General features: G+C 64.0%; 24 protein-coding genes. 11 read left to right on the top strand and 13 right to left on the bottom strand.

What is annotated here, in order from left to right:
• Positions 1 to 29: 29 nt before the first annotated feature.
• Positions 30 to 533 (top strand): thiamine phosphate synthase, encoded by a 504-nt coding sequence (locus AC1DVS_RS02410; protein ID WP_478019935.1) that lies wholly within the window; start codon positions 30 to 32, stop codon positions 531 to 533.
• A 5-nt stretch (positions 534 to 538) separates the two neighbouring features.
• On the opposite strand, the gene AC1DVS_RS02415 is transcribed toward AC1DVS_RS02410, so the two are convergent.
• On the bottom strand, positions 539 to 1,198 hold the full coding sequence (locus AC1DVS_RS02415) for a hypothetical protein (protein ID WP_478019937.1): 660 nt from the start codon (positions 1,196 to 1,198) through the stop codon (positions 539 to 541).
• A 269-nt stretch (positions 1,199 to 1,467) separates the two neighbouring features.
• On the opposite strand from AC1DVS_RS02415, the gene AC1DVS_RS02420 reads away from it, so the two are divergent.
• From AC1DVS_RS02420 to holA, 4 genes are read left to right on the top strand one after another with little or no spacing between them, the layout of a single operon-like run.
• Entirely contained in the window at positions 1,468 to 1,905 is a 438-nt protein-coding gene (locus AC1DVS_RS02420; RefSeq protein WP_478019939.1) for a DUF3576 domain-containing protein, read from the top strand.
• Between the two features lie 13 nt (positions 1,906 to 1,918).
• A complete protein-coding gene (gene leuS, locus AC1DVS_RS02425) occupies positions 1,919 to 4,444 on the top strand; it encodes a leucine--tRNA ligase (protein ID WP_478019941.1) in 2,526 nt (841 codons plus the stop codon).
• On the top strand, positions 4,441 to 4,953 hold the full coding sequence (gene lptE / locus AC1DVS_RS02430; RefSeq protein ID WP_478019943.1) for an LPS assembly lipoprotein LptE: 513 nt from the start codon (positions 4,441 to 4,443) through the stop codon (positions 4,951 to 4,953). The genes leuS and lptE overlap by 4 nt, the downstream gene beginning before the upstream one ends.
• A gap of 10 nt (positions 4,954 to 4,963) precedes the next feature.
• Positions 4,964 to 5,980: a DNA polymerase III subunit delta gene (gene holA, locus AC1DVS_RS02435; protein ID WP_478019944.1), complete on the top strand. Its 1,017-nt coding sequence runs from the start codon at positions 4,964 to 4,966 to the stop codon at positions 5,978 to 5,980.
• A 211-nt stretch (positions 5,981 to 6,191) separates the two neighbouring features.
• On the opposite strand, the gene AC1DVS_RS02440 is transcribed toward holA, so the two are convergent.
• From AC1DVS_RS02440 to AC1DVS_RS02465, 6 genes are all read right to left on the bottom strand, one after another.
• Entirely contained in the window at positions 6,192 to 7,019 is an 828-nt protein-coding gene (locus tag AC1DVS_RS02440) for a ParB/RepB/Spo0J family partition protein (RefSeq protein ID WP_478021221.1), read from the bottom strand.
• Between the two features lie 80 nt (positions 7,020 to 7,099).
• Positions 7,100 to 7,882 carry a ParA family protein gene (locus AC1DVS_RS02445; RefSeq protein WP_478019946.1) on the bottom strand — a complete coding sequence of 261 codons (783 nt, stop codon included), beginning with the start codon at positions 7,880 to 7,882 and terminating at the stop codon, positions 7,100 to 7,102.
• Positions 7,879 to 8,493: a 16S rRNA (guanine(527)-N(7))-methyltransferase RsmG gene (locus AC1DVS_RS02450; RefSeq protein ID WP_478019948.1), complete on the bottom strand. Its 615-nt coding sequence runs from the start codon at positions 8,491 to 8,493 to the stop codon at positions 7,879 to 7,881. The genes AC1DVS_RS02445 and AC1DVS_RS02450 overlap by 4 nt, the downstream gene beginning before the upstream one ends.
• A complete protein-coding gene (gene mnmG, locus AC1DVS_RS02455) occupies positions 8,490 to 10,331 on the bottom strand; it encodes a tRNA uridine-5-carboxymethylaminomethyl(34) synthesis enzyme MnmG (protein ID WP_478019949.1) in 1,842 nt (613 codons plus the stop codon). The genes AC1DVS_RS02450 and mnmG overlap by 4 nt, the downstream gene beginning before the upstream one ends.
• 54 nt (positions 10,332 to 10,385) lie before the next feature.
• On the bottom strand, positions 10,386 to 11,666 hold the full coding sequence (gene mnmE, locus AC1DVS_RS02460) for a tRNA uridine-5-carboxymethylaminomethyl(34) synthesis GTPase MnmE (RefSeq protein WP_478019950.1): 1,281 nt from the start codon (positions 11,664 to 11,666) through the stop codon (positions 10,386 to 10,388).
• 12 nt (positions 11,667 to 11,678) lie between these two features.
• A complete protein-coding gene (locus AC1DVS_RS02465) occupies positions 11,679 to 11,903 on the bottom strand; it encodes a DUF6489 family protein (RefSeq protein ID WP_478019952.1) in 225 nt (74 codons plus the stop codon).
• 149 nt (positions 11,904 to 12,052) lie between these two features.
• Between AC1DVS_RS02465 and AC1DVS_RS02470 the strand changes: the two genes are divergently transcribed.
• Entirely contained in the window at positions 12,053 to 12,757 is a 705-nt protein-coding gene (locus AC1DVS_RS02470) for a dienelactone hydrolase family protein (RefSeq protein ID WP_478019954.1), read from the top strand.
• On the opposite strand, the gene AC1DVS_RS02475 is transcribed toward AC1DVS_RS02470, so the two are convergent.
• Positions 12,747 to 13,235, bottom strand: a complete 489-nt coding sequence (locus AC1DVS_RS02475; protein ID WP_478019955.1) for a MerR family transcriptional regulator — start codon at positions 13,233 to 13,235, stop codon at positions 12,747 to 12,749. The genes AC1DVS_RS02470 and AC1DVS_RS02475 overlap by 11 nt on opposite strands.
• A 158-nt stretch (positions 13,236 to 13,393) precedes the next feature.
• On the opposite strand from AC1DVS_RS02475, the gene AC1DVS_RS02480 reads away from it, so the two are divergent.
• The gene (locus AC1DVS_RS02480) at positions 13,394 to 13,558 is read left to right on the top strand and encodes a YegP family protein (RefSeq protein ID WP_478019956.1); all 165 of its coding nucleotides are present in this window, start codon (positions 13,394 to 13,396) and stop codon (positions 13,556 to 13,558) included.
• 56 nt (positions 13,559 to 13,614) lie between these two features.
• Here the strand turns inward: AC1DVS_RS02480 and AC1DVS_RS02485 are convergent, their stop codons facing one another.
• The 5 genes from AC1DVS_RS02485 to hemE all read right to left on the bottom strand — a co-directional run bounded on the left by AC1DVS_RS02485 (position 13,615) and on the right by hemE (position 17,584).
• Positions 13,615 to 14,259, bottom strand: coding sequence for a YjbE family putative metal transport protein (locus AC1DVS_RS02485; protein ID WP_478019958.1), 645 nt, complete (start codon positions 14,257 to 14,259; stop codon positions 13,615 to 13,617).
• Positions 14,256 to 14,546: an antibiotic biosynthesis monooxygenase family protein gene (locus tag AC1DVS_RS02490; protein ID WP_478019959.1), complete on the bottom strand. Its 291-nt coding sequence runs from the start codon at positions 14,544 to 14,546 to the stop codon at positions 14,256 to 14,258. Before AC1DVS_RS02490 ends, AC1DVS_RS02485 begins: the two co-directional genes overlap by 4 nt.
• Before the next feature lie 118 nt (positions 14,547 to 14,664).
• Positions 14,665 to 15,921, bottom strand: a complete 1,257-nt coding sequence (gene rho, locus AC1DVS_RS02495) for a transcription termination factor Rho (RefSeq protein WP_478019961.1) — start codon at positions 15,919 to 15,921, stop codon at positions 14,665 to 14,667.
• Positions 15,922 to 16,094: 173 nt separating this feature from the next.
• The gene (locus tag AC1DVS_RS02500; RefSeq protein WP_478019963.1) at positions 16,095 to 16,547 is read right to left on the bottom strand and encodes a CopD family protein; all 453 of its coding nucleotides are present in this window, start codon (positions 16,545 to 16,547) and stop codon (positions 16,095 to 16,097) included.
• Positions 16,544 to 17,584, bottom strand: coding sequence for a uroporphyrinogen decarboxylase (gene hemE / locus AC1DVS_RS02505; protein ID WP_478021223.1), 1,041 nt, complete (start codon positions 17,582 to 17,584; stop codon positions 16,544 to 16,546). Before hemE ends, AC1DVS_RS02500 begins: the two co-directional genes overlap by 4 nt.
• A gap of 306 nt (positions 17,585 to 17,890) precedes the next feature.
• Between hemE and AC1DVS_RS02510 the strand changes: the two genes are divergently transcribed.
• From AC1DVS_RS02510 to coaE, 4 genes are read left to right on the top strand one after another with little or no spacing between them, the layout of a single operon-like run.
• Complete coding sequence (locus tag AC1DVS_RS02510) at positions 17,891 to 18,718, top strand: pyruvate, water dikinase regulatory protein (protein WP_478019964.1); 828 nt, start codon at positions 17,891 to 17,893, stop codon at positions 18,716 to 18,718.
• Positions 18,715 to 19,311 carry a Maf family protein gene (locus AC1DVS_RS02515; RefSeq protein WP_478019966.1) on the top strand — a complete coding sequence of 199 codons (597 nt, stop codon included), beginning with the start codon at positions 18,715 to 18,717 and terminating at the stop codon, positions 19,309 to 19,311. The genes AC1DVS_RS02510 and AC1DVS_RS02515 overlap by 4 nt, the downstream gene beginning before the upstream one ends.
• Positions 19,308 to 20,120 (top strand): shikimate dehydrogenase family protein, encoded by an 813-nt coding sequence (locus AC1DVS_RS02520; protein ID WP_478019967.1) that lies wholly within the window; start codon positions 19,308 to 19,310, stop codon positions 20,118 to 20,120. Before AC1DVS_RS02515 ends, AC1DVS_RS02520 begins: the two co-directional genes overlap by 4 nt.
• A gap of 10 nt (positions 20,121 to 20,130) precedes the next feature.
• Complete coding sequence (gene coaE, locus AC1DVS_RS02525; protein ID WP_478019968.1) at positions 20,131 to 20,715, top strand: dephospho-CoA kinase; 585 nt, start codon at positions 20,131 to 20,133, stop codon at positions 20,713 to 20,715.
• Positions 20,716 to 20,727: the final 12 nt, after the last annotated feature.

The raw sequence follows: 20,727 nt of genomic DNA on the forward strand, positions 1-20,727 counted from the left end.
GCCACGCGCCAACCCCGACATTCTGGCTGATGACCGACGAGCGGATGGGTGATTCGCTGTTCGCGGCGATCGAAGCGCTGCCGCGTGGCGCGGGAATCGTTTTTCGCCATCATGCGACAAGCCAAACGGGGCGGCGTGCGCTGTTCGAACAGGTTGTGCGCATGGCGCGGCGCAAACAGCTGGTGTTGATTCGCGCTGGGAGTGAGTGGCTCGGGCGCGGTGAGGCGGGCGTGCATGGGAAGGGCCTTCTGACCCGCCCCGGCCTGCGCACCTTGTCTGCCCATTCGCGCGCGCAGGCGATTGCCGGAAAGCGCGCCGGGGCGGATCTGCTGTTCGTCTCGCCGATCTATCCGACCCGCTCGCATCCGGGCGCACAAGCGCTCGGGCCGCTCAGGGCAGCAGGGATTGGCCGAGGCCTGGGGCTGAACATCATCGCGCTCGGCGGAATGGACTCACGCCGCTTCCTGCGCCTGCGCGGTCTGGGTTTTCGGGGTTGGGCGGCGATTGACGCCTGGCTACCTGCTCAGAACTAAGCCGATCAGAAGCGGAAGGCGGTCCCGACATAGACTGCCTGACTGTCGCGACGATCGTCGCTCAGCTGGGCGAGCCGGTCACGCTCAGCCTTGTAACGCACGCCTGCCGTCACATCGAGGTTGCGGGTCAGGCGATAGGAGCCGCCCACGTCGAGCGAATAAGCAGGTGCTTCCTCGATCAGCTTGGGTGCGTTGGCCACGGGACGGTCCGCAACAGCCTTCACACGGCCGGTGAAACGGTGCCCGGTATAGCTGACCCCGACATCAACTGCCTCGCGGCTGCCGGGCATGCCGGCGAGATCGACCTTGGAGATATCGCCCGACAACGCGAATCGGCGCCAGCCGACCGCGACGCCCAGATTATAGGCGATCGGCGCAAGGCTAACCGAGGCGCCCGAATCGGCCAATGAGGACGAGCGTTCAGCTGCGAGCGCGGTGCGGGTCGAGCGCGCCCGGACCGCCACCGTCACCGCGCGGCTGCCGCTACGGCGCGAATCGGTCGGGGTGAAGCGGAAGCCGCTGGTATCTAGACCGCTGCGCGCAAACGCCGCCGCAAGGCGAGGATCAGCCGCGGCTGGCGTGAACGAGCCGATGCCGTAAACGCTGACCGGCGCATGCTTCGTATTACGTGGGTTTTCGCCCGGTGCACCGATCGCAGGCGCCATGGCGAAGCCGGCGGCGACAAGCGCCCCAACTCCGATTCCGGACAGCAAACGACCTGAAAACACTGTGCAACCCCTCTTCACGCTGGATTCTGCGTATTATCTGATAATGGACGTAACACGATTCAATCCGTGCCTGCCACCGTCTTGACTCATTTTCTGCGGAAGTGTTGCAAGCGGCACACAGAGGGTGCGTGGCCGGCACGCTTGCGGCGGCCGCGAGACCATCTATAGATGCCGAGACTTTCATGAAACCGTCCAGGAAAATGCCGATGATCCGCCCGTTGCGCACCGCGATCGTGGTTTCGCTCGCCCTCTCGCTCGCCGCCTGCCACCATCGCGGCAACACGCGGCCACAGGCCGATCTGGCGGCGTCCAAAGTCACCACGATCGGTGTGAACAGCTATTTGTGGCGCGCCAGCCTCGACACGCTGAGCTTCATGCCGCTGCTGCAGACCGATTCGAACGGCGGCGTGATCGTGACCGACTGGTATGTGAACCCCCGCGCACCGACCGAGCGGATGAAGGTGACTGTGACGATCCTCGACCAGGATCTCCGTGCTGACGCAGTCCGTGTGGCCGCGCTTCGCGAGGTCAATCAGGGCGGGCAATGGGTCGCGTCGCCGGTGCAGGCAGCGACGGTCCAGAAGCTCGAGGACATCATCCTGACGCGGGCGCGCGATTTGCGCCGTGCCGCTATCGCTGGATAGGATTTTTTAAAAAATGGCGTCCCGCTTCAATGCGCTGAAGGCGGACGCGGCATGGCAGGCGGTGTGGGACGAGCGCCGCACCTTTGCCGCGCGCGACGATTCGCTGAAACCCCGCACCTATGTGCTCGAAATGTTTCCCTACCCTTCGGGGCGGATTCATATGGGGCATGTCCGCAACTACACGATGGGCGACGTGCTCGCGCGCTATCGCCGGATGACCGGGCATGAAGTGCTCCACCCGATGGGGTGGGACGCGTTCGGCATGCCCGCGGAAAATGCCGCGATGGAGAAGGGCGTCCATCCCGGCGGCTGGACCCGCGCGAATATCGCGACGATGAAGGCGCAGCTGAAGCGGCTGGGTTTCGCGCTCGACTGGACGCGCGAGCTCGCGACCTGCGAGCCCGATTATTATGGCCATGAACAGGCGCTGTTCCTCGATCTGTTCGCGAACGGCCTCGTTTATCGCAAGGAATCCTCGGTCAACTGGGATCCGGTCGATATGACCGTGCTCGCCAACGAGCAGGTGATCGACGGCCGTGGCTGGCGATCCGGCGCTTTGGTCGAGCGGCGCAAGCTCAGCCAGTGGTTCCTCAAGATCACCGATTTCGCCGACGAATTGCTCGAAGGGCTGGATGGCCTCGAGCATTGGCCGGACAAGGTGAAGCTGATGCAGGAGAACTGGATCGGCAAGAGCCAGGGCCTGACCTTCACCTTCGCGCTGACCAATGGCGGCGAGGTCGAGGTGTTCACCACCCGGCCCGACACGATCTTCGGGGCGAGCTTCGTAGCGGTGGCGGCCGATCATCCGATCGCGCAGGCGATTGCCGAGGCGAATCCGGCGGCGGCGGACTTCATCGCGCTGTGCAAGCGTGGCGGCACCACTGCGGCCGAGCTCGAGACCCAGGAGAAGCTCGGCTTCGACACCGGGCTGCGTGCGGCGCATCCCTTTGACCCGCTTGGCGAACTGCCCGTCTATATCGCCAATTTCGTGCTGATGGATTATGGCACCGGCGCTGTGTTCGGCGTGCCGGCGCACGACCAGCGCGATCTCGACTTCGCGCGCAAATATGATCTGCCGGTGCGCCGTGTCGTCTCCGAAGGTAACGAGACCGACCAGGAGTTCCACGGCAACGAGGCTTATACCGGCCCAGGCACGCTGGTGAACTCGCACTTCCTCGACGGCATGGACGTCGAGGATGCCAAGCGCACCGTGATCCGCCGTGCCGAGGAGGAGGACTGGGGCAAGGGCTCAACCGTGTTCCGCCTGCGCGACTGGGGCGTGTCGCGCCAGCGTTACTGGGGCACGCCGATCCCAATTATCCACTGCGACGCCTGCGGCGCGGTGCCGGTGCCGCGCGACCAGTTGCCGGTCGTGCTGCCCGAGGATGTGACCTTCGACATTCCCGGCAATCCGCTTGATCGTCACCCGACCTGGAAAAATGTCGAGTGCCCAAGCTGCCACGGCCTGGCCCGGCGTGAGACCGACACACTCGATACGTTCGTCGATTCGTCCTGGTATTTCATCCGCTTCGCCAGCCAGCCCGGCAATGTGCCGTTCGACCGTGTCGCGGCCGAGAAATGGCTGCCGGTCGCGCAATATATCGGCGGCGTGGAGCATGCGATCCTGCATCTGCTCTATGCCCGCTTCTGGACGCGCGCGCTCAAGCATATCGGCATGCTCGATATCGCCGAGCCGTTTGCCGGGCTGTTCACCCAGGGAATGGTGACTCATCCAAGCTACTATGTCCGCCCGGAAGGCTCCGATCGCCCGACATATTTCAATCCGACGGAGATTTCGCACCGGGGAGATGGAACAGCCTACCTCACCGCGACGGGAGCCGACGTGATCGTTGGTCGTGTCGAGAAGATGTCGAAGTCGAAGCAGAACACGATCGACCCCACTGAAATCGTCGACCAGTACGGCGCTGACGCGGTGCGGTGGTTCATGCTCTCCGATTCGCCGCCCGAGCGCGACCTGCCATGGAGCGAATCGGGTATCGAGGGCTGCTGGCGCTTCATCCAGCGCCTGTGGCGGCTGTTCGACGGGCTCGAAAAGGGTGAGGGCAGGGACACCCCGCTCGACCGCAAGACTCACCAGACGATCGCTGGCGTGGCTGCCGATATCGAGGCGCTGTCGTTCAACAAGGCAGTCGCCAAGCTGTACGAGCTCGTCAACGCAATCGAACGCGCTGCGCCTTCGGCTTCCCGCACCATGGCGATCCGCACGCTGATGCGGCTTGTCTCACCGATGGCGCCGCATCTGGCCGAAGAGGCCTGGGCAGCGACTGGCGGGGAAGGGCTGATCGCCGACGCAGCCTGGCCAGAGGTCGACCCGGCGCTGCTGGTCGAGGATGAGGTGACGATCGCGATCCAGGTCAATGGCAAGCTTCGCGACACAGTGACGGTCGCCAAGGGGACGGCACGCGAGGCAATCGAGGCGATTGCCTTGGCAAATGCCAACGTCCAGCGCATTCTGGAGGGCGCCACCCCGAAAAAGGTGATCGTCGTGCCCGATCGACTCGTGAATCTCGTCGCATGAAGCGGATCGCCGCTCCCCTGATCGCGCTTGCCCTTGCCGGCACGCTTTCGGGTTGCGGACTGCATCCGCTTTACTCCGGCGGCAGTTCAGGCGTGGTGGCGACGACGCTGACCCGGATCCAGGTCGCGCCGATCGAAGGCAAATCAGGCTGGCTGATGACCAACGCGCTCAACGACCGGCTGGCGGCTGATGGCGCGGCGCCGCTGTACCGGCTCGAAGTAAAGCTCGACGACAAGATCATCGGGCTTGGCGTGCGTGCCGATGACAGCGTCTCGCGCGAACGGCGGTCTCTCCGCGCGCGCTATCAGCTGATCGATCTCGCGCATGGCACCGTGCTGCTCGACGCGACTGCAGGTTCGGATGCCGGCATCGACGTCGTCAATTCCGAATATGCGACGATCGCGGCGGAAAATACCGCGCTCGAGCGGCTTTCGGGGATCGTCGCCGACCAGATCGTGTCGCGCGTCGCGCTCTACGCCCAGCGGACGGCCGCCGCGCCGGCCAAGTGAAGGTTCCGGCGTGAAGGCAAACGCCAACCAGATTCGCGCGGCGATCGATGCTGCGAGCCCAGATATCCGCCTCTATCTGCTTCACGGGCCCGATGAATCGGGCGCGCAGGAGATTGCCGCGCGGCTGGCGCGGACGATGGGGCCGGATGCCGAACGCGTCGATCTCGAGCCGGCCATGCTGAAATCCAATCCCGGCCGGCTCGCCGACGAAGCGGCATCCATGTCGCTGTTCGGCACTGCGAGGCATATCCGTATCGCCGGGGCGGGCGACGAGTGCCTCGAAGCCGTCACGCTGCTGCTTGAGACTGAGCGGGCAGGCAATCCGGTGGTGGTGATCGCCCCCTCGCTCAAGGCGACGTCGAAGCTGGTCAAGCTCGCGCTCGCTGCACCGCGGGCGATGAGCTTTGCCTGTTATCTGCCCGAAGGCGGTGATGCGGAGAAGATCGCGGTCGCGATTGCGCGAGAGCAGGGCCTGCGGACCACCGGCGACACCGCGGCACGGCTCGCGAGCGCAAGCGGGGGCGACCGGGCGGTGATGACGCGCGAGCTGGAGAAGATCGCACTCTATCTCGACGCGGCGCCGGAGCGGCCACGCGAGATCGACGATGCCGCGCTCGATGCGATCGGGGCTGATCTTGGCGATTCGGAAATGGGCCGGGCGATCGATGCGGCGATCGACGGACGCGCCGATCTGCTGGGCACTGAGCTCGCGCGGCTCGAAGAGGCGGGCGTGTCGCCGATTCCGGTGCTGCGCCAGCTCGTTCGACGCCTGATGACGCTCGCTGAGCTGCGGGCGGAGGTCGATGGGGGTGCGAGCGCGGGCCAGGTGATCGAGCGCGTCTTCTTTCGCGAGCGGGCGGCGACGGGACGGGCACTCCGCACCTGGTCGGCACCGAAGATCAGCGAGGCGATCCAGCGGGCGCGGCTTGCCGAGCGTGGGGTGATGAGTTCGGCGACGGCCGGGACCGTATTGGCGCAATCAGCGCTGGTGGCGGTGGCGCGGATGGCAGCTCGGCAGCGACAATAAAGACCGGTCGCGGCGAATTATGTCACACCCCTAAGGGGTTTTTACAGCCTGGGTGACGACAGGGTGCAATTATTATCGCCGTCTATCAATAGTTTGTCTCGGCGCCAAAATTGCGCGGCTCGCCACGTGTCTGACATAAGTCTCGGCTAATGGATTGGGCAGCGCCCGCTTCAAGAGCAGCGATGGCTGCCCCAGCATCGTCGAAACAGCGCTAAATCCGCTCGCCCGTCAGTCGCTGGCAGAGCATGTCGAGCTGATCGAGCGTCGAATAGGCGAGCGTCAGCGAACCGCCCTTGGGGCCATGGGCGATACGGACCTGCAGGCCGAGCAGATCAGCGAGGTGATGCTCGAGCGCAGCGAGGTCGGCGTCCCGGCCGGCGTCGCCGCTGCGGATCCGGGAGGTTTCCGGCTTTGCAGCACGGGCGAGGCGTTCAGTGTCACGCACCGACATGCCCTTGGCGACGACCTGATCCGCGAGCCGCTCGATATCGGGGGCACCGATCAACGCGCGGGCATGCCCCATGGTCAGCACGCCCTCGACCACGCGGTCTTGCACTGACTTTGGAAGTTCCAGCAATCTCAATAGGTTAGCGATGTGGCTGCGCGATTTGTGGACCAGTTTGCCGAGCGCATCCTGGGTGTGGCCGAAATCGTCGATCAGCCGGTTATACGCCTCGGCCTCTTCGATCGCGTTGAGATCCTGGCGCTGGATATTCTCGACCAGCGCGACTTCGAGTGTCTCGGCATCGCTGAATTCGCGAACGATGACGGGCACTTCGTGGAGCCGTGCCCGCTGGGCCGCGCGCCAGCGCCGCTCGCCGGCGACGATCTGATAGCCCTTGCCGTGCGGCCGCACGACAATCGGCTGGATCAGCCCGCGTGCCGCGATCGACTCGGCAAGTTCCTCGAGCGCCGCTTCGCTGAAATGACGGCGTGGCTGGCCCGGATGGGGCGTCAGCGAGCCGACCGGCAATGTCCTGACTCCGGTGGACAGCGATTCGCCGGTACCGACGGGCTCTTCGCGAGCGATATCGCCCATCAAGGCGTTCAGCCCACGGCCGAGGCCGGAGCGGGGCTTGGGACGCGGATGCTGCGCTGAATGGTCTGCGTTCGGTTCGGTCATGCGGCCTTGGCGGGTCTGGTGGTGAGACGGGGAATCATCTCTCGGGCCAGCGCGATATACGCCTCGGAGCCCGGGCAGCGATAATCATAGATCAGCGCGGGCAGACCATGGCTCGGCGCCTCGGAGAGACGGACATTGCGTGGGATCACCGTGTCGAACACGACGCGCCCCAGGACAGCGCGGACGTCGGCCGAGACCTGATCGGTCAGGCGATTGCGGCGATCATGCATGGTCAGCGCAACCCCGAGGATGGTGAGGCCGGGGTTGAAGCGCTCACGAATCCGCTCGACCGTGCTGAGCAGCTGGCTGAGCCCTTCAAGCGCGAAGAATTCGCATTGCAGCGGCACCAGCAGCGAATTGGCGGCCACCATTGCGTTCAGCGTCAGCAGGCCGAGCGAGGGCGGGCAATCGATCAGCACCACATCCCAGCGCTGATCAGAGCGTTCGAGCGCCCGGTTCAGCCTATGGGTGCGCTCCTCATATTCGACCAGTTCGATCTCGGCACCCGAGAGATCGACGGTGGCCGGCACGATCTCGAGCTTGGGCACGCAGGTGGGGATCGCCGCCTCAGCGACCGACATCTCGCCGAGCAGGATATCATAGCTCGATTTGCCACGGTCGGACCGGCTGATGCCCAGCCCAGTGGACGCATTGCCCTGGGGATCGAGGTCAATCAGCAGCACCCGGAGGCCGGTCGCCGCCAGTGCAGTACCCAGATTGATTGCGGTCGTGGTCTTGCCCACGCCCCCCTTCTGGTTCGCTACCGCAATGACATTCATCGGCGAGACACCCCTTTGGCGAGGACGATGAGCGAGTTCGGATCAGTCACGCTGTGTTCCACGTGAAACACTCCATGCCATGTCTGTTGCGCGGTTGCTATCTCTTCCCGCGCACTTTGACCTTTTGGCAGGATCCATAATGTTTTGCGACGGCTGCATTGGATGGCAGAGCCGAAAAGCAGCGTCAGCGCTGAGACGGCGCGGGCGGAAATGACCGCTGCGCTCATCGTGACCCCTTCAACTTTCGCTGCAACCACAGTAACCTGGCTCGCAATGCCGAGGGCCTCTGCAGCGTCGGAGAGGAAGGCAGCACGTCTTCGCCTCGGCTCGACCAAGGTCACGGCGCGGTCGGTCAGGGCGGCCACCACCAGCCCTGGAAAGCCGGCACCTGTCCCAATATCGAGCCAGTCGCCCTCAGATTCTGCCGCAAAACCGATGAGCTGGGCGGAATCCACGATGTGCCGGGACCACATGGTTGCAAGGGTGGATGGGGCAACCAGGTTCTGGCTGACCGCTTCTCCGGCCACCAGATCCGCCAGGATGTCCATGCGCGCCTCACCAGGCTCGCCGAAGCGCTCGCGCAGCCAATGCCGGGCTTCGTCCTCGGTCATGCGGCACGGCGGCGTGTGTGGAGCAGGATGGCGGTTAGCGCGGCAGGGGTGATCCCCCTTATACGACCGGCGGCGCCGAGGGTCGCGGGGCGCGCGCGATCGAGACGCTCTACCATCTCGGCGGACAGACCTGGCACGCCGGCATAGTCGAGCGCATCGGGCAGGCGGACGGCGTCGTTTGCACGCAGGAGCGCCACTTCGTCGTCCTGACGACGCAGATAGGGGGCATAGCGCGCATCCTCTGCGATCTCGGCGACGAGTCCCCGATCGAAGTCTCGGCTCAGCCCCGGCGCCACATGCTCGATATGGACGCCAGCAAATCGCAGCCACTCAGCACCGGTTCGTCGCTGGCCGTCGAGCGGCGTGGCTACGCCATTTGCGACGAGCGTGGAGGCGGGCAGGGGCCGGGCCAGGATTTCCTCAATATCGCGCCGGGCAATAGCGCGGGCCGCGTTGCGTGCGATCCGCGCGGCGCCAAGGCAGCCCGCCGCTTCAGCAATCGGACCGAGCCGCGTCTCGGCATTGTCGGCGCGAAGCCGCAAGCGATATTCGGCGCGGGCGGTCAGCATGCGATAGGGCTCGGTGATGCCTTGCAGCACAAGATCGTCGATCATGACGCCGAGATAGCTGGTGGCACGGTCAAGGGCGATCGGGTCGAGGCCCAATACGGTTGCGGCGGCATTGACGCCGGCGATCAGCCCCTGGCCTGCAGCTTCCTCATAGCCGGTCGTGCCGTTGATCTGCCCACAACAGAACAGGCCTCGGATCGCGCGCACCTCGAGCGTCGGCTCGAGAGCGCGGGGATCGATATGATCATATTCGACCGCATAGCCCGGTGTGATGATCCGCGCCCGCTCGAGGCCCGGGATCGAGGCGATCATCGCCGCCTGAACATCCGCCGGCAGCGAGGTCGAGATGCCATTGGGGTAGATCGTCACATCGTCGAGGCCCTCGGGCTCGAGGAAGATCTGGTGGCCGTCGCGATCGCCGAAGCGGTGGATCTTGTCTTCGATCGATGGGCAATAGCGCGGGCCCGGGCCGGCGATTGCGCCGCCGAACAGCGGCGACCGATCGAGCCCGCCGCGGATGATCGCGTGCGTCGCCTCGGTCGTCCGGGTGATGGCGCAAAAAAGCTGGGGCAGGTGTCGCCGTGGTGTCAGCGGAGACATTGTCCAGGGATCTGTGTCGCTTGGCTGCTCTGGCAGCCCGCTCCATTCGATCGTGCGGCCATCGAGGCGGGGCGGCGTGCCGGTCTTCAGCCGCGCCATCGGCAGATTTGCCGCGCGCAGCTGGACCGCGAGCTCGGACGCGGCAGCCTCTCCGATGCGGCCGCCGGTGAGGCGTTCCTCACCGCAAAAGATGCGGCCGCCGAGAAAAGTGCCGGTTGCCAGCACGACGGCACGCCCGGTGAGGGCGCGTCCGCCTGCCAAGGTTACACCCGCGACAGCGCCATTTGAATCGAGCGACAATGCCGCAACCTCGCCCGGCACGACTTCCAGCCCTGCCTGGGCCGCAATCATATCCTGAATGGCGCGCGCATAGAGCTTGCGATCCGCCTGCACTCGCGGACCTTGCACCGCGGCGCCCTTGCTCCGGTTGAGCATGCGATAATGCACGCCCGCCGCGTCGGTGGCGCGCGCGATCAGCCCGTCAAAGGCATCGACCTCACGGACCAAATGGCCTTTGCCAAGCCCGCCAATCGCCGGATTGCAGGACATCGCGCCGATCTTCGACGGATCGAAGCTGACAAGCGCCGTCCGCGCCCCGCGACGCGCAGCGGCCGCAGCTGCCTCGGTCCCGGCGTGACCGCCGCCGACAACAATGACATCGAATTCCATGCTGCGTCGCTAGGTCCGCATCGCGCGGCTGTCAAAACTGTTCCACGTGGAACATCACTTGCCGAGGCAGAAGCGCCTGAACAGCGCATCGAGCATAGCCTCGACATCGCTACGACCCACCAGCGCATCGAGCGCGGCCATCCCCAGACGGAGATCCTCAGCGACAAGGATCAGATCCTCCTGTGCTGCAGCGGATCGCGCGGCCGACGCACAGGCCGCGATCAGCGAACGCTGGCGCTGATTCATTGCCACCGAATCCTCGCGGGGGAGGAGGTTCGAGGCTCGCACACACAGCGCCTCCCAAAGTGATGCCATACCAGTTCCGTTCGCCACGGAGATCGCTACATCGGCACTCCGCGGCGCGACCTCCCGACCCCTGATATCTGCACGCGCGTGTACCTTGATCATATCAGGGAAGGGCGGTGCATCATCGCCGAGCCACAGCACCACATCAGCAGACTGCATTGCCTCTTCGGCGCGACTTATCCCGATGCGTTCGATCGGGTCGGATGTTTCGCCGGCGAGACCAGCCGTATCGGTGAGGACATAGGCAATCCCATCACGCACAATGGACACCTCGATGCGGTCGCGAGTCGTGCCCGAGATCGGCGACACAATGGCGGCGTCGCGTTCTGCCAGGGCATTGAGCAGAGTCGACTTGCCGCTGTTGGGTGGGCCAGCGATCACCACCCGCACGCCGTCACGCAGGCGTTCGACCGGTGGGGTGGCAAGCGTCAGGTCCATCTCGTCCGCGAGGGCGATAAGCGCGGCCGTGATCGGTGCCAGCGTATCGAGCGTGACATCATCCTCATCGGCAAAGTCGAGCTGCGCCTCGACCCGCGCCGCCAGCGCGAGCAGCCTGTCGGTCCAATCCTCCGCGCGCTGGCGCACCGCGCCCTCAGCGACCAGCAGAGCCGCGCGACGCTGCGCCTCGGTCTCTGCGGCGAGCAGATCGCCAAGACCCTCCGCCTCGGTCAAATCGATCCGGCCATTCAGCAATGCCCGTCGGGTGAACTCCCCCGGTTCAGCGCGGCGAAGCCCCGGCATCACTCCAAGCGCCGCTTCGACAGCGCGCACCACCGCTCGGCCGCCATGCACGTGCAGCTCGGCGACATCCTCCCCGGTGGCGGTATTGGGGCCGGGAAAGACAAGCACCAGCGCCCGGTCGATCAACAGGCCATCAGCGTCGAGCAACGCGCAGAGCGAGGCCCTGCGCGCCGCCGGCAGCCGGCCCACAAGCGCCGTCACCGCATCAAAGGCGGAGGTTCCGCTGATCCGCACGATCGCAATCGCCGCGGGCGGTGCGCCGCTCGATACGGCGAAGATCGTGTCCATAAGGCCTGCCGCTTATTTGCCCGACGATTCGAACATCTTCCGCCAGAAATTCATCCCGGCATCACCCATCGGCGCCCAGCTCTTCATGACATTTTCGAGCATCTCGGGCGCGACAACGCCGTCCATCGCACCGAGCAGGCTCTGGACATATTTCTCATGGACGGGCGTGAAATCCGGCAGGCCCATGACGCGGCGGGCTTCTTCAGGCGTGCATTCGACTTCGACATTGATCTTCACGGGCGTTCTCCGCTTGAGCGGGCGACGGCCGCGCTGCATAAGCTTGGCACCATGTATGCGCGCGACACTACCCTGATCGCAACGCCCATCGGCGGTATCTGCATTTCAGACGTCACCAAGCTGATCCAATATTCTCGCGAGGACCTGGTATGACCGGCATGATTTCGATCGAACCACTTGATGGTGTGGGCAGCTTCTCGGCCTATTGCGCCGAACCCGCCGGCACGCCGCGCGCCGCGATCATCGTGATCCAGGAGATTTTCGGTGTGAACGCCGGGATCCAGCGCAAATGCGATGTGCTGGCGGAAGCTGGCTATCTCGCAATCGCGCCCGATCTTTTCTGGCGACTCGAGCCCGGCATTCTGCTCGACCCCGACGTCCCCGAGCAATTCCAGCAGGCGCTCGCCTGGATGGGCAAATTCGATCAGGACGCCGGTGTGCGGGATATCGAGGCGACGATCCGCGCGGCGCGAGCGCGACTGGGGGAGGGCGGCAAGGTCGGCGCGGTCGGCTATTGCCTGGGCGGTCGGCTGGCGTTCATGACGGCGAGCCGCACGGATGTGAATGCGAGCGTTGGCTATTACGGCGTCGGGATCGACAATCTCCTCGGCGAGAAGCACGCGATTGCGCACCCCGTGCTGCTCCACATTCCGGAAGAGGATCATTTCGTCGACAAGGCCGCGCAACAGCGGATGCATGAGGGGCTCGACGATCACCCCAAGGTCACGCTCTACGATTATCCCGGCGTCGACCACGGCTTCGCGACGGAGTTCGGCAAGCGCCGGTCCGATGAATCAGCGAAACTGGCCGACAAGCGGACGGCGGCATTTTTTGCGGAGAATCTTAAGCTGTAGAAAACGCCAACTCATGCTGTAGGGGTGGCAGTCCCAAGCTATCTCTTAATTCCGCACGCAATTGTTCAAGGTCAACGATAAACGAAAATACCAGCTGCCCTTTTCTGGATAGATCCACCAGCACCTCGGGATCGCGCGCAAGGAAAACGCTATCTTTGCTGGCAACCAAGTAGCGGATTACGCCCGACGCATCCTCCATTGTAACGGGGTCAGCGGACCAGTTTAGCTTTTGAAATTCCGAAAGAGCCTTTTTTAGATTAGCAACCGAGGCTCCGGAATCCAAAAGGCGCTTGATAGCTTTCAACACAAGTAGATCGCGAAAAGCGTATTGCCGTTCACGCCCTCGACCACGCGCGCCCTTTCGGCCCAAGGGGCAAAACACGCCCGAGCGCTGAAGATAATCAAGCATCGCCACAGAACCGAAGCCCACAAGCTTGACCGCTCTCTTAGCGTTGTATGACTCTAAAATAATAGTCATGCTCAGTTCTATACTTTTATACTCAAGAAAAAACTATGAATTTTCCGGAAACCACGGCCACTACAAAATGTTGTGGTCTCGGCGCCATTGCGGCACACGATATAGGGGTGGTAGCCGAGTACTTGCGGAGCCAATTCCGCAAATACGAGGACCAGAAGATGTACTATCAGAAATATCAGCAAGGTAATCAGTGGCGCTGGCGTCTCCGCGCGGCGAATCACGAAATCATTTCGTCAGGCGAGTCGTATGTCTACGAGACGGACTGCGATCACGCCATCAACCTGAACAAGGGGTCGTCATCGGCCCCCGTGCATAAACTGTAGTTGACTTGGCGGACGCGCCACCTGTGGGCTCCCGCTTTCGCGAAGCGGGAGCTTTACTACATCAAAAGCTGAAGAACACCAACATCACGATCGATAATACCGTGGTAAATCATTGACCCGGCTACATAAAGTATGACAGCCAGGCCAATATAGGCGATCCAGTGATAGCGCTCGATCAGCCGGGCTATATAATTTGCGGCGACTGCCATTAACGTCACCGACAGGGCCAGGCCGAAGAACAGCACGGCGGGATGCTCCCGCGCGGCACCGGCGATGGCGAGGACATTGTCGAGGCTCATCGACAGATCGGCAATCGCCACGGAAACCACGGCTCGCGCGAAGCTCTTGGGCTTTACGCCCTCGATTTCGGGGGTCTCAGGATCATCGACCGCGACCGGAGCATGTTTCGGGCGCAACTCACGGAACAGCTTCCACGCCACCCAGAGCAGCAACAGGCCGCCGCCGAACAACAGGCCGACGATGTGCAGAAGCTGAGTCGCGATCAGCGCGAAGCCGATCAGGCAGACAAGCGCGATGATCACGCCATAGCCGAGCACCTGTTTGCGTTGTTTCGGGGGCAGGCCGGCGGCGAGCGCGCCGAGCACCATCACATTGTCGCCCGCGAGCATCAGGTCGATCATGATGACCTGGCCAAGCGTCGCGAGGCCCGCTGGCGTCAACACATCGGCGAAATTGATCACGACGTACCCTCGAAATAGCTGATGATCGGCATTGGATCATAGAAGCGGTGGAGCAAGGCGCGCCAGTGCTCGTAACGCTCAGACGTGCGGAAACCGTCGCGGTGGCTGGCGATATCGTCCCATTCGACCAGCAGCAGATAGAGGCCGGGCGTTTCGCAGGATTTGCGGACCGAGATCGAGCGGAAGCCTGGGGAGGCTGCGATTAGCGGGCGGGCTTCGGCCATGGCGGCTTCGAAGGCTGCGGATTCGCCGGGTTTTATCGAGAGGAGGGCGTGTTCGAGGATCAATGGTCTTCTCCTCGGTCAAAGGACGCGGGCAAAGCCCACGTCGTCGGTCTGGGCTTTGCCCCGCCGGCCGGACCGAAGCGAGTCCTGCGTTAGCGCCGCTAACGCAGGCCGCTTTCGGTCACTGATTCATCGAATCGAAGAAATCCTCGTTGGTCTTCGAATCCTTCATCTTATCGAGCAGGAACTCCATCGCGTCGATGGTGCCCATCTGCATGAGGATCCGGCGCAGCACCCACATCTTGGAGAGCTTGCCCTTGTCGACCAGCAGCTCTTCCTTGCGGGTGCCGGACTTGCCGACGTCGAGCGCCGGGAAGATGCGCTTGTCGGCAACCTTGCGGTCGAGGACGATTTCCGAGTTACCGGTGCCCTTGAATTCCTCGAAGATCACTTCGTCCATGCGGCTGCCGGTATCGATCAGCGCTGTCGCGATGATCGAGAGCGAGCCGCCTTCCTCGATGTTGCGCGCCGCGCCGAAGAAGCGCTTCGGGCGCTGCAGGGCGTTCGCGTCGACGCCGCCGGTGAGCACCTTGCCCGATGACGGGACGACGGTGTTGTAGGCGCGGCCGAGGCGGGTGATCGAGTCGAGCAGGATCACCACGTCTTTCTTGTGCTCGACGAGACGCTTGGCCTTTTCGATCACCATCTCGGCGACCTGGACGTGGCGCGTCGCGGGTTCGTCGAAGGTCGAGGAGACGACCTCGCCCTTCACCGAGCGCTGCATGTCGGTCACTTCCTCGGGCCGCTCGTCGATGAGCAGCACGATCAGGAATACCTCGGGGTGATTGTCAGTGATCGCCTTGGCGATGTTCTGCAGCAGCACCGTCTTGCCGACGCGCGGCGGCGCCACGATCAGCGAGCGCTGGCCCTTGCCCTGCGGGCTGATGATGTCGATCACCCGCGCCGACTTGTCCTTGATCGTCGGATCCTGGGGATCGAGCGTCAGCTTCTCGTCGGGATAAAGCGGGGTAAGGTTGTCGAAATTGACGCGGTGGCGGACTGCATCGGGATCGTCGAAATTGACGGAGGTGAGGCGGGTCAGCGCGAAATAGCGCTCGCCATCCTTGGGCCCGCGGATCTCGCCCTCGACCGTATCGCCGGTGCGCAGACCGAATTTGCGGACCTGGTTGGGCGACATGTAGATGTCGTCCGGGCCGGCGAGGTAATTGGCTTCAGGCGAGCGCAGGAAGCCGAAGCCGTCGGGCAGTACTTCGATCGTGCCGAGCCCCATGATCTGCTCGCCATTTTCGGCCTGGACCTTGAGGATCGCGAACAGCAGGTCCTGCTTGCGCAGCGTCGAGGCGCTCTCGATGCCGAGCTCCTCAGCCATCGCGACCAGCTCTGCCGGCTTGTTCTTTTTAAGGTCTTTCAGATGCATTTTGGGCGTCCGGGCATGAAATGATGCTGGGAAAGCGTCGGTCGGCGAAGGAACACACGACGATGCTGGAGAAGGATGCCGCGGCCCGAGCGAAACCCATGCGCTACGACACCGTGCGACCTAGGTGCGCTCCGGGTTCAAGTCAAGGGACAAGCACGGCGCTAAAGCGCGATTCAGAAGGGGCGGACGATCACCAGCAGCACGATGAAAGCGACGAGGATCGCCGGGATTTCATTGAGCATGCGCAGCTGTTTGCCGGTCAGCGTCGGTTTTCCGGCCGCGAGCTTTTTCGCATAGCCTACCGCCCAGCCATGATAGCCGCTGAGGATCAGCACCAGCACCAGCTTGGCATGGAGCCAGCCAAGCCCGCCTTGACCTGAAAACAGCCCGGCATTCACGGCGAGCGAGATCCCGAGCACCCAAACCAGGGCCATCGACGGGGTCAGGATGATGTTGCGGAGCTTGGTCTCGCGCTCCACCCAGGCCTGCGCCTCGGCCGAGCCGGGCTTCGCTTCCTGATGATAGACGAGATAGCGCGGCAGCATGAACATGCCCGCCATCCAGAAGATCACGAAAATGACATGCGCCGCTTTCACCCAGAGATAGGCGTTACCGAGGAAATTCATGTCGCTCTCCGTACATGCGCCAGCAGGCGCTCGACATGGGCGATCGGCGTGTCCTGAAGGATGCCGTGGCCCAGATTAAAGATATGCGGCCGATCGGCGAACGCCTCAAGGACAGTCGTTGCCGCCTGGTCGAGCGACTCGCCACCAGCAATCAGGGCAAGCGGATCGAGATTGCCCTGCACCGGCAGACCCGCCGGGAGATTGGCGTGCGCCCATATCGGATCGACTGTTTCGTCGAGCCCGATCGCATCAGCACCCGTCTCTCGCGCATAGGCAGGCAGTTTGCCGCCGGCACCCTTTGGAAAGCCGATCACCGGGATATCGGGGTGCAGTTCATGAAGCGCTGCAATGATGCGGGCCGTCGGCGCGATCACCCAGCGCTCGAACTGCGCCGGCGAAAGGCTGCCCGACCAGCTGTCGAACAATTGTACCGCCTCGACACCAGCTTCGATCTGCCGCGACAAATAGGTGATAGTACTCTCAGCGATCGCGTCGATGATCTCGCCAAACGCCTTAGGGTCGGCATAGGCGAAACGCCGTGTCTCGCTCTGGTCCCGGCTGCCATGGCCAGCGACCATATAGGTCGCCACTGTCCAGGGGCTGCCGGCAAAGCCGAGGAACGTCACCTCAGCTGGCAGCATGCCTGCGACGCGGGCGACGGTCGCATAGACCGGATCGAGCCGCTCAGGCACCGCCTGGAGCCCCGCCAGCGCATGATCGACCAGCGCCGGGCTGAGGGCTGGACCTTCGCCCGCACCGAAGCTCAGCGCCTGTCCCAGCGCCCAGGGGACCATCAGGATATCGGAGAACAGGATCGCGCCATCGAATGCGAAGCGGCGGATCGGCTGCATCGTCACCTCGGCCGCTGCCTCGGTATCGGTGGCCAGTGCGAGGAAGCCGCCCTTTTCGGCCCGGAGCGAGCGATATTCAGGAAGATACCGCCCCGCCTGACGCATCAGCCAGACCGGCGGGACATCCTGCCGCACACCCTTCAGCGTCGCGAGCAAGGGCTTTGAAACGGGCGCGAGAGTCGCGATCGGACAGGTCCTTCTTCTGATAAGGATAGAATCTAGAAAAGGGTGAAGTAGCTGTAGGCAGGTGAATGCCGGGGCTTATGCGTTCATCCCGAAAATGCCAACAGCTTGACGGGGCGGGACCGCCTGACTCCGTCGAGTCGGTGCCATTCATCCCCATTATCCACAGACTGTGCGTGGAACTTCGGCCTGTTTACGAATTTGTGGGCAACCTGGCATTTCTCCACAGCCGGGGATCGCTTTCCGGAACGGCAAAGTTGCGCTAGCGATTTTCCGGATGTTTTCCACAGCCCCATCCCCAGGTTGTTTTTGATGCGGCTGCACCTGCATCTCCTCTCCGATTCCACGGGTGAGACGCTCGAGAATATCGCGAAGGCGGCGCTTGCCCAATATGATGACGTGGAAACGATCCGCCATTTCTGGCCGATGGTACGGACTGAGGCGCACCTCGAGCGCATCCTCCAGGAAATCGCGCAGAATCCAGGACTTGTGCTCTTCACCCTGGTCAACAGCGCGACGCGTCGCACGCTAGAAACACGGTGCCGCGCGCTCGGCCTGCCGGCGGTGGCGCCGCTCGATCCGGTGACCGGAGCGCTGTCAGGACTGCTGGGGCAGCAGGCCAAGGCCCGGCCAGGCCGCCAGCATGTGCTGGACGCAGCCTATTTCGCGCGGGTCGATGCGATCCAGTTCACCATGGCGCACGATGACGGGATCGGCTGGGAGGATTGGGAAGAGGCCGATATCGTGCTCGCCGGCGTGTCGCGCTCCTCGAAGACGCCGACATCGATCTATCTCGCCAATCGCGGATACAAGACCGCCAATATCCCGATTGTGGTCGAAAGCCCGCCGCCGCCCGAGCTCTTCACGTTGGTCCATCCACTGGTCGTTGGACTGACCACCAGCGCCGACCGGCTGATCCAGGTGCGGCGCAACCGTCTGCTCTCGCTCAACCAGACGCCCGAGACCGCCTATGTCGATCAGGAGGCGGTGACGCGCGAAGTCGCTTATGCGCGGCGGATGTTCGCTGACAATGACTGGCCGGTGATCGACGTCACCCGCCGTTCGATCGAGGAAACCGCGGCGGCGATCGTCGCGCTGATGGGCGAACGTGACGGCGAGGGGTCGGGCGGCGAATGAGACTGGTGCTTGCGTCCAAAAGCGCATCGCGGCGCGCAATGCTGACGGCCGCCGGCGTGTCGTTCGAAGCGGTCTCGGCCAGCGTTGACGAGGAATCGGCCAAGGCAGCACTCCGGGCCGACGACGTCGCGCCACGCGACCTCGCCGACGCGCTCGCCGAACTCAAGGCGCTGCGCGTCTCGTACCGCGATCCCGAGGCGCTGGTGCTCGGCAGCGATTCGATCGTCGCGCTCGAGGATGGCTCGATGCTCGACAAGCCGGCCGACCGCGAGGAAGCCGCCGCGCATCTTCGCCGCCTCTCGGGCAAGCGCCATGAATTGATCAGCGCGGCGGTGATGGCGGTCGGCGGCAGGCCGGTCTGGCGTGTGGTCGATCGCGCGAAAATGCATGTCCGCCCGCTTTCCGACGCCTTTATCGAGCAGTATCTCGATCTCGAATGGCCCGAGATTTCGAGTTGTGTCGGCTGTTACCGGATTGAGGGGCCCGGCGCACAGCTCTTCACCCGAGTCGAGGGCAGCCAGTTCACTGTGCTCGGCCTGCCTTTGCTGCCAGTGCTCGATTATCTGCGGGTTAGGGGGGTTTTGGCGTCATGACGTCAGTCTATGCCGAGGTGATCGGCGATCCGATCAGCCATTCGAAATCGCCGCTGATCCATGGCTTCTGGATCGACGCGCTAGGTATCGACGCCGCGTACCGCGCGCATCATGTCACGCCGGAAGCACTGCCCGCCTATTTCGCAGAGCGGCGCGACGATCCAGCCTGGCGCGGCTGCAATATCACTATCCCCCACAAACAGGCAGCGCTCGATCTGGTCGAGGATCGCGGCGGCGTCCGCGCGACGATCGGCGCGATCAACCTGGCGCTTCGGGCCGAGGATGGCGCGATCATCGGCACCAATACCGATGCCGGCGGCTTTTACGCGCCGATCGCCGACGTGCCGCTCGAAGGCGCGACGGTGGTGGTGATCGGCGCCGGCGGTGCGGCGCGGGCGATCCTGTTCGCCTTGTCGCGGGTCGGGGTCGGCGAGGTCATCATCCTCAACCGCAATGTGCTGAAGGCAGCGGCTTTGCTCTCGTCCTTCGGGCTGAAGGGCAAGGCGTTGCCGCTCAGGTCGCCGATCCCGGCCGCGGCATTGCTCGTCAACACCAGCGCGCTTGGGATGGCCGGGCAGCCTCCACTCGAGATCGACCTGTCGCCGCTCCCTGAAGACGCCATCGTCTATGATATCGTCTATGCTCCGCTCGAAACGCCTTTGCTGAAGGCGGCGCGCGACCGGGATCTGGAGACCGTCGATGGCCTCGAGATGCTGATCGGTCAGGCCGGGCTCGCCTTCGAGCTGCTGTTCGCCGCCGAGCCGCCCCGCGACCGCGACGACGAGTTGCGCGCGCTGCTGACATCATGATTACGGCGCCATGATCACTTTGGGCCTGACCGGCTCGATCGGCATGGGCAAATCGACCGTTGCGGGCATGTTCGAGGCGCTCGGGGTACCGGTATTCGACGCCGATGCGGCGGTTCACCGCCTCCAGGGCGAGGGTGGCCGGCTGGTCGCTTCGATCGAGGCGATGTTTCCCGATACGACCGGACCGAAAGGCGTCGACCGGACCCTGCTCGGCGAGGCCGTACTTGCCGACCCGCGCGCATTGAAGCAGCTCGAGGCACTGGTCCACCCGGCGGTGGGCGAGGAGCGGGCGGCGTTTCTCGCCGCGCACAGGCACGCGCCGCTGGTGGTCTTCGATGTGCCGCTGCTGTTCGAAACCGGCGGCGAAAGCCGGGTCGACAAGGTCGCGGTCGTATCCGCCCCAGCCGATATCCAGCGCGCCCGCGTGCTGGCCCGACCGGGGATGACGGAGGCGCGGCTCGACGCGATCCTCGCACGGCAAATGCCCGATGCCGAAAAGCGCGCCCGCGCCGATTTCGTCATTCCAACGGGCGGCAGCATCGCTGAAACCCGCGCCGCGGTGGCTGCGATCCTGGCTTGTCTCACCGCATCCTAATCCCGATATAGA

The organism is Sphingomonas sp. P3_C5 (assembly GCF_056402635.1).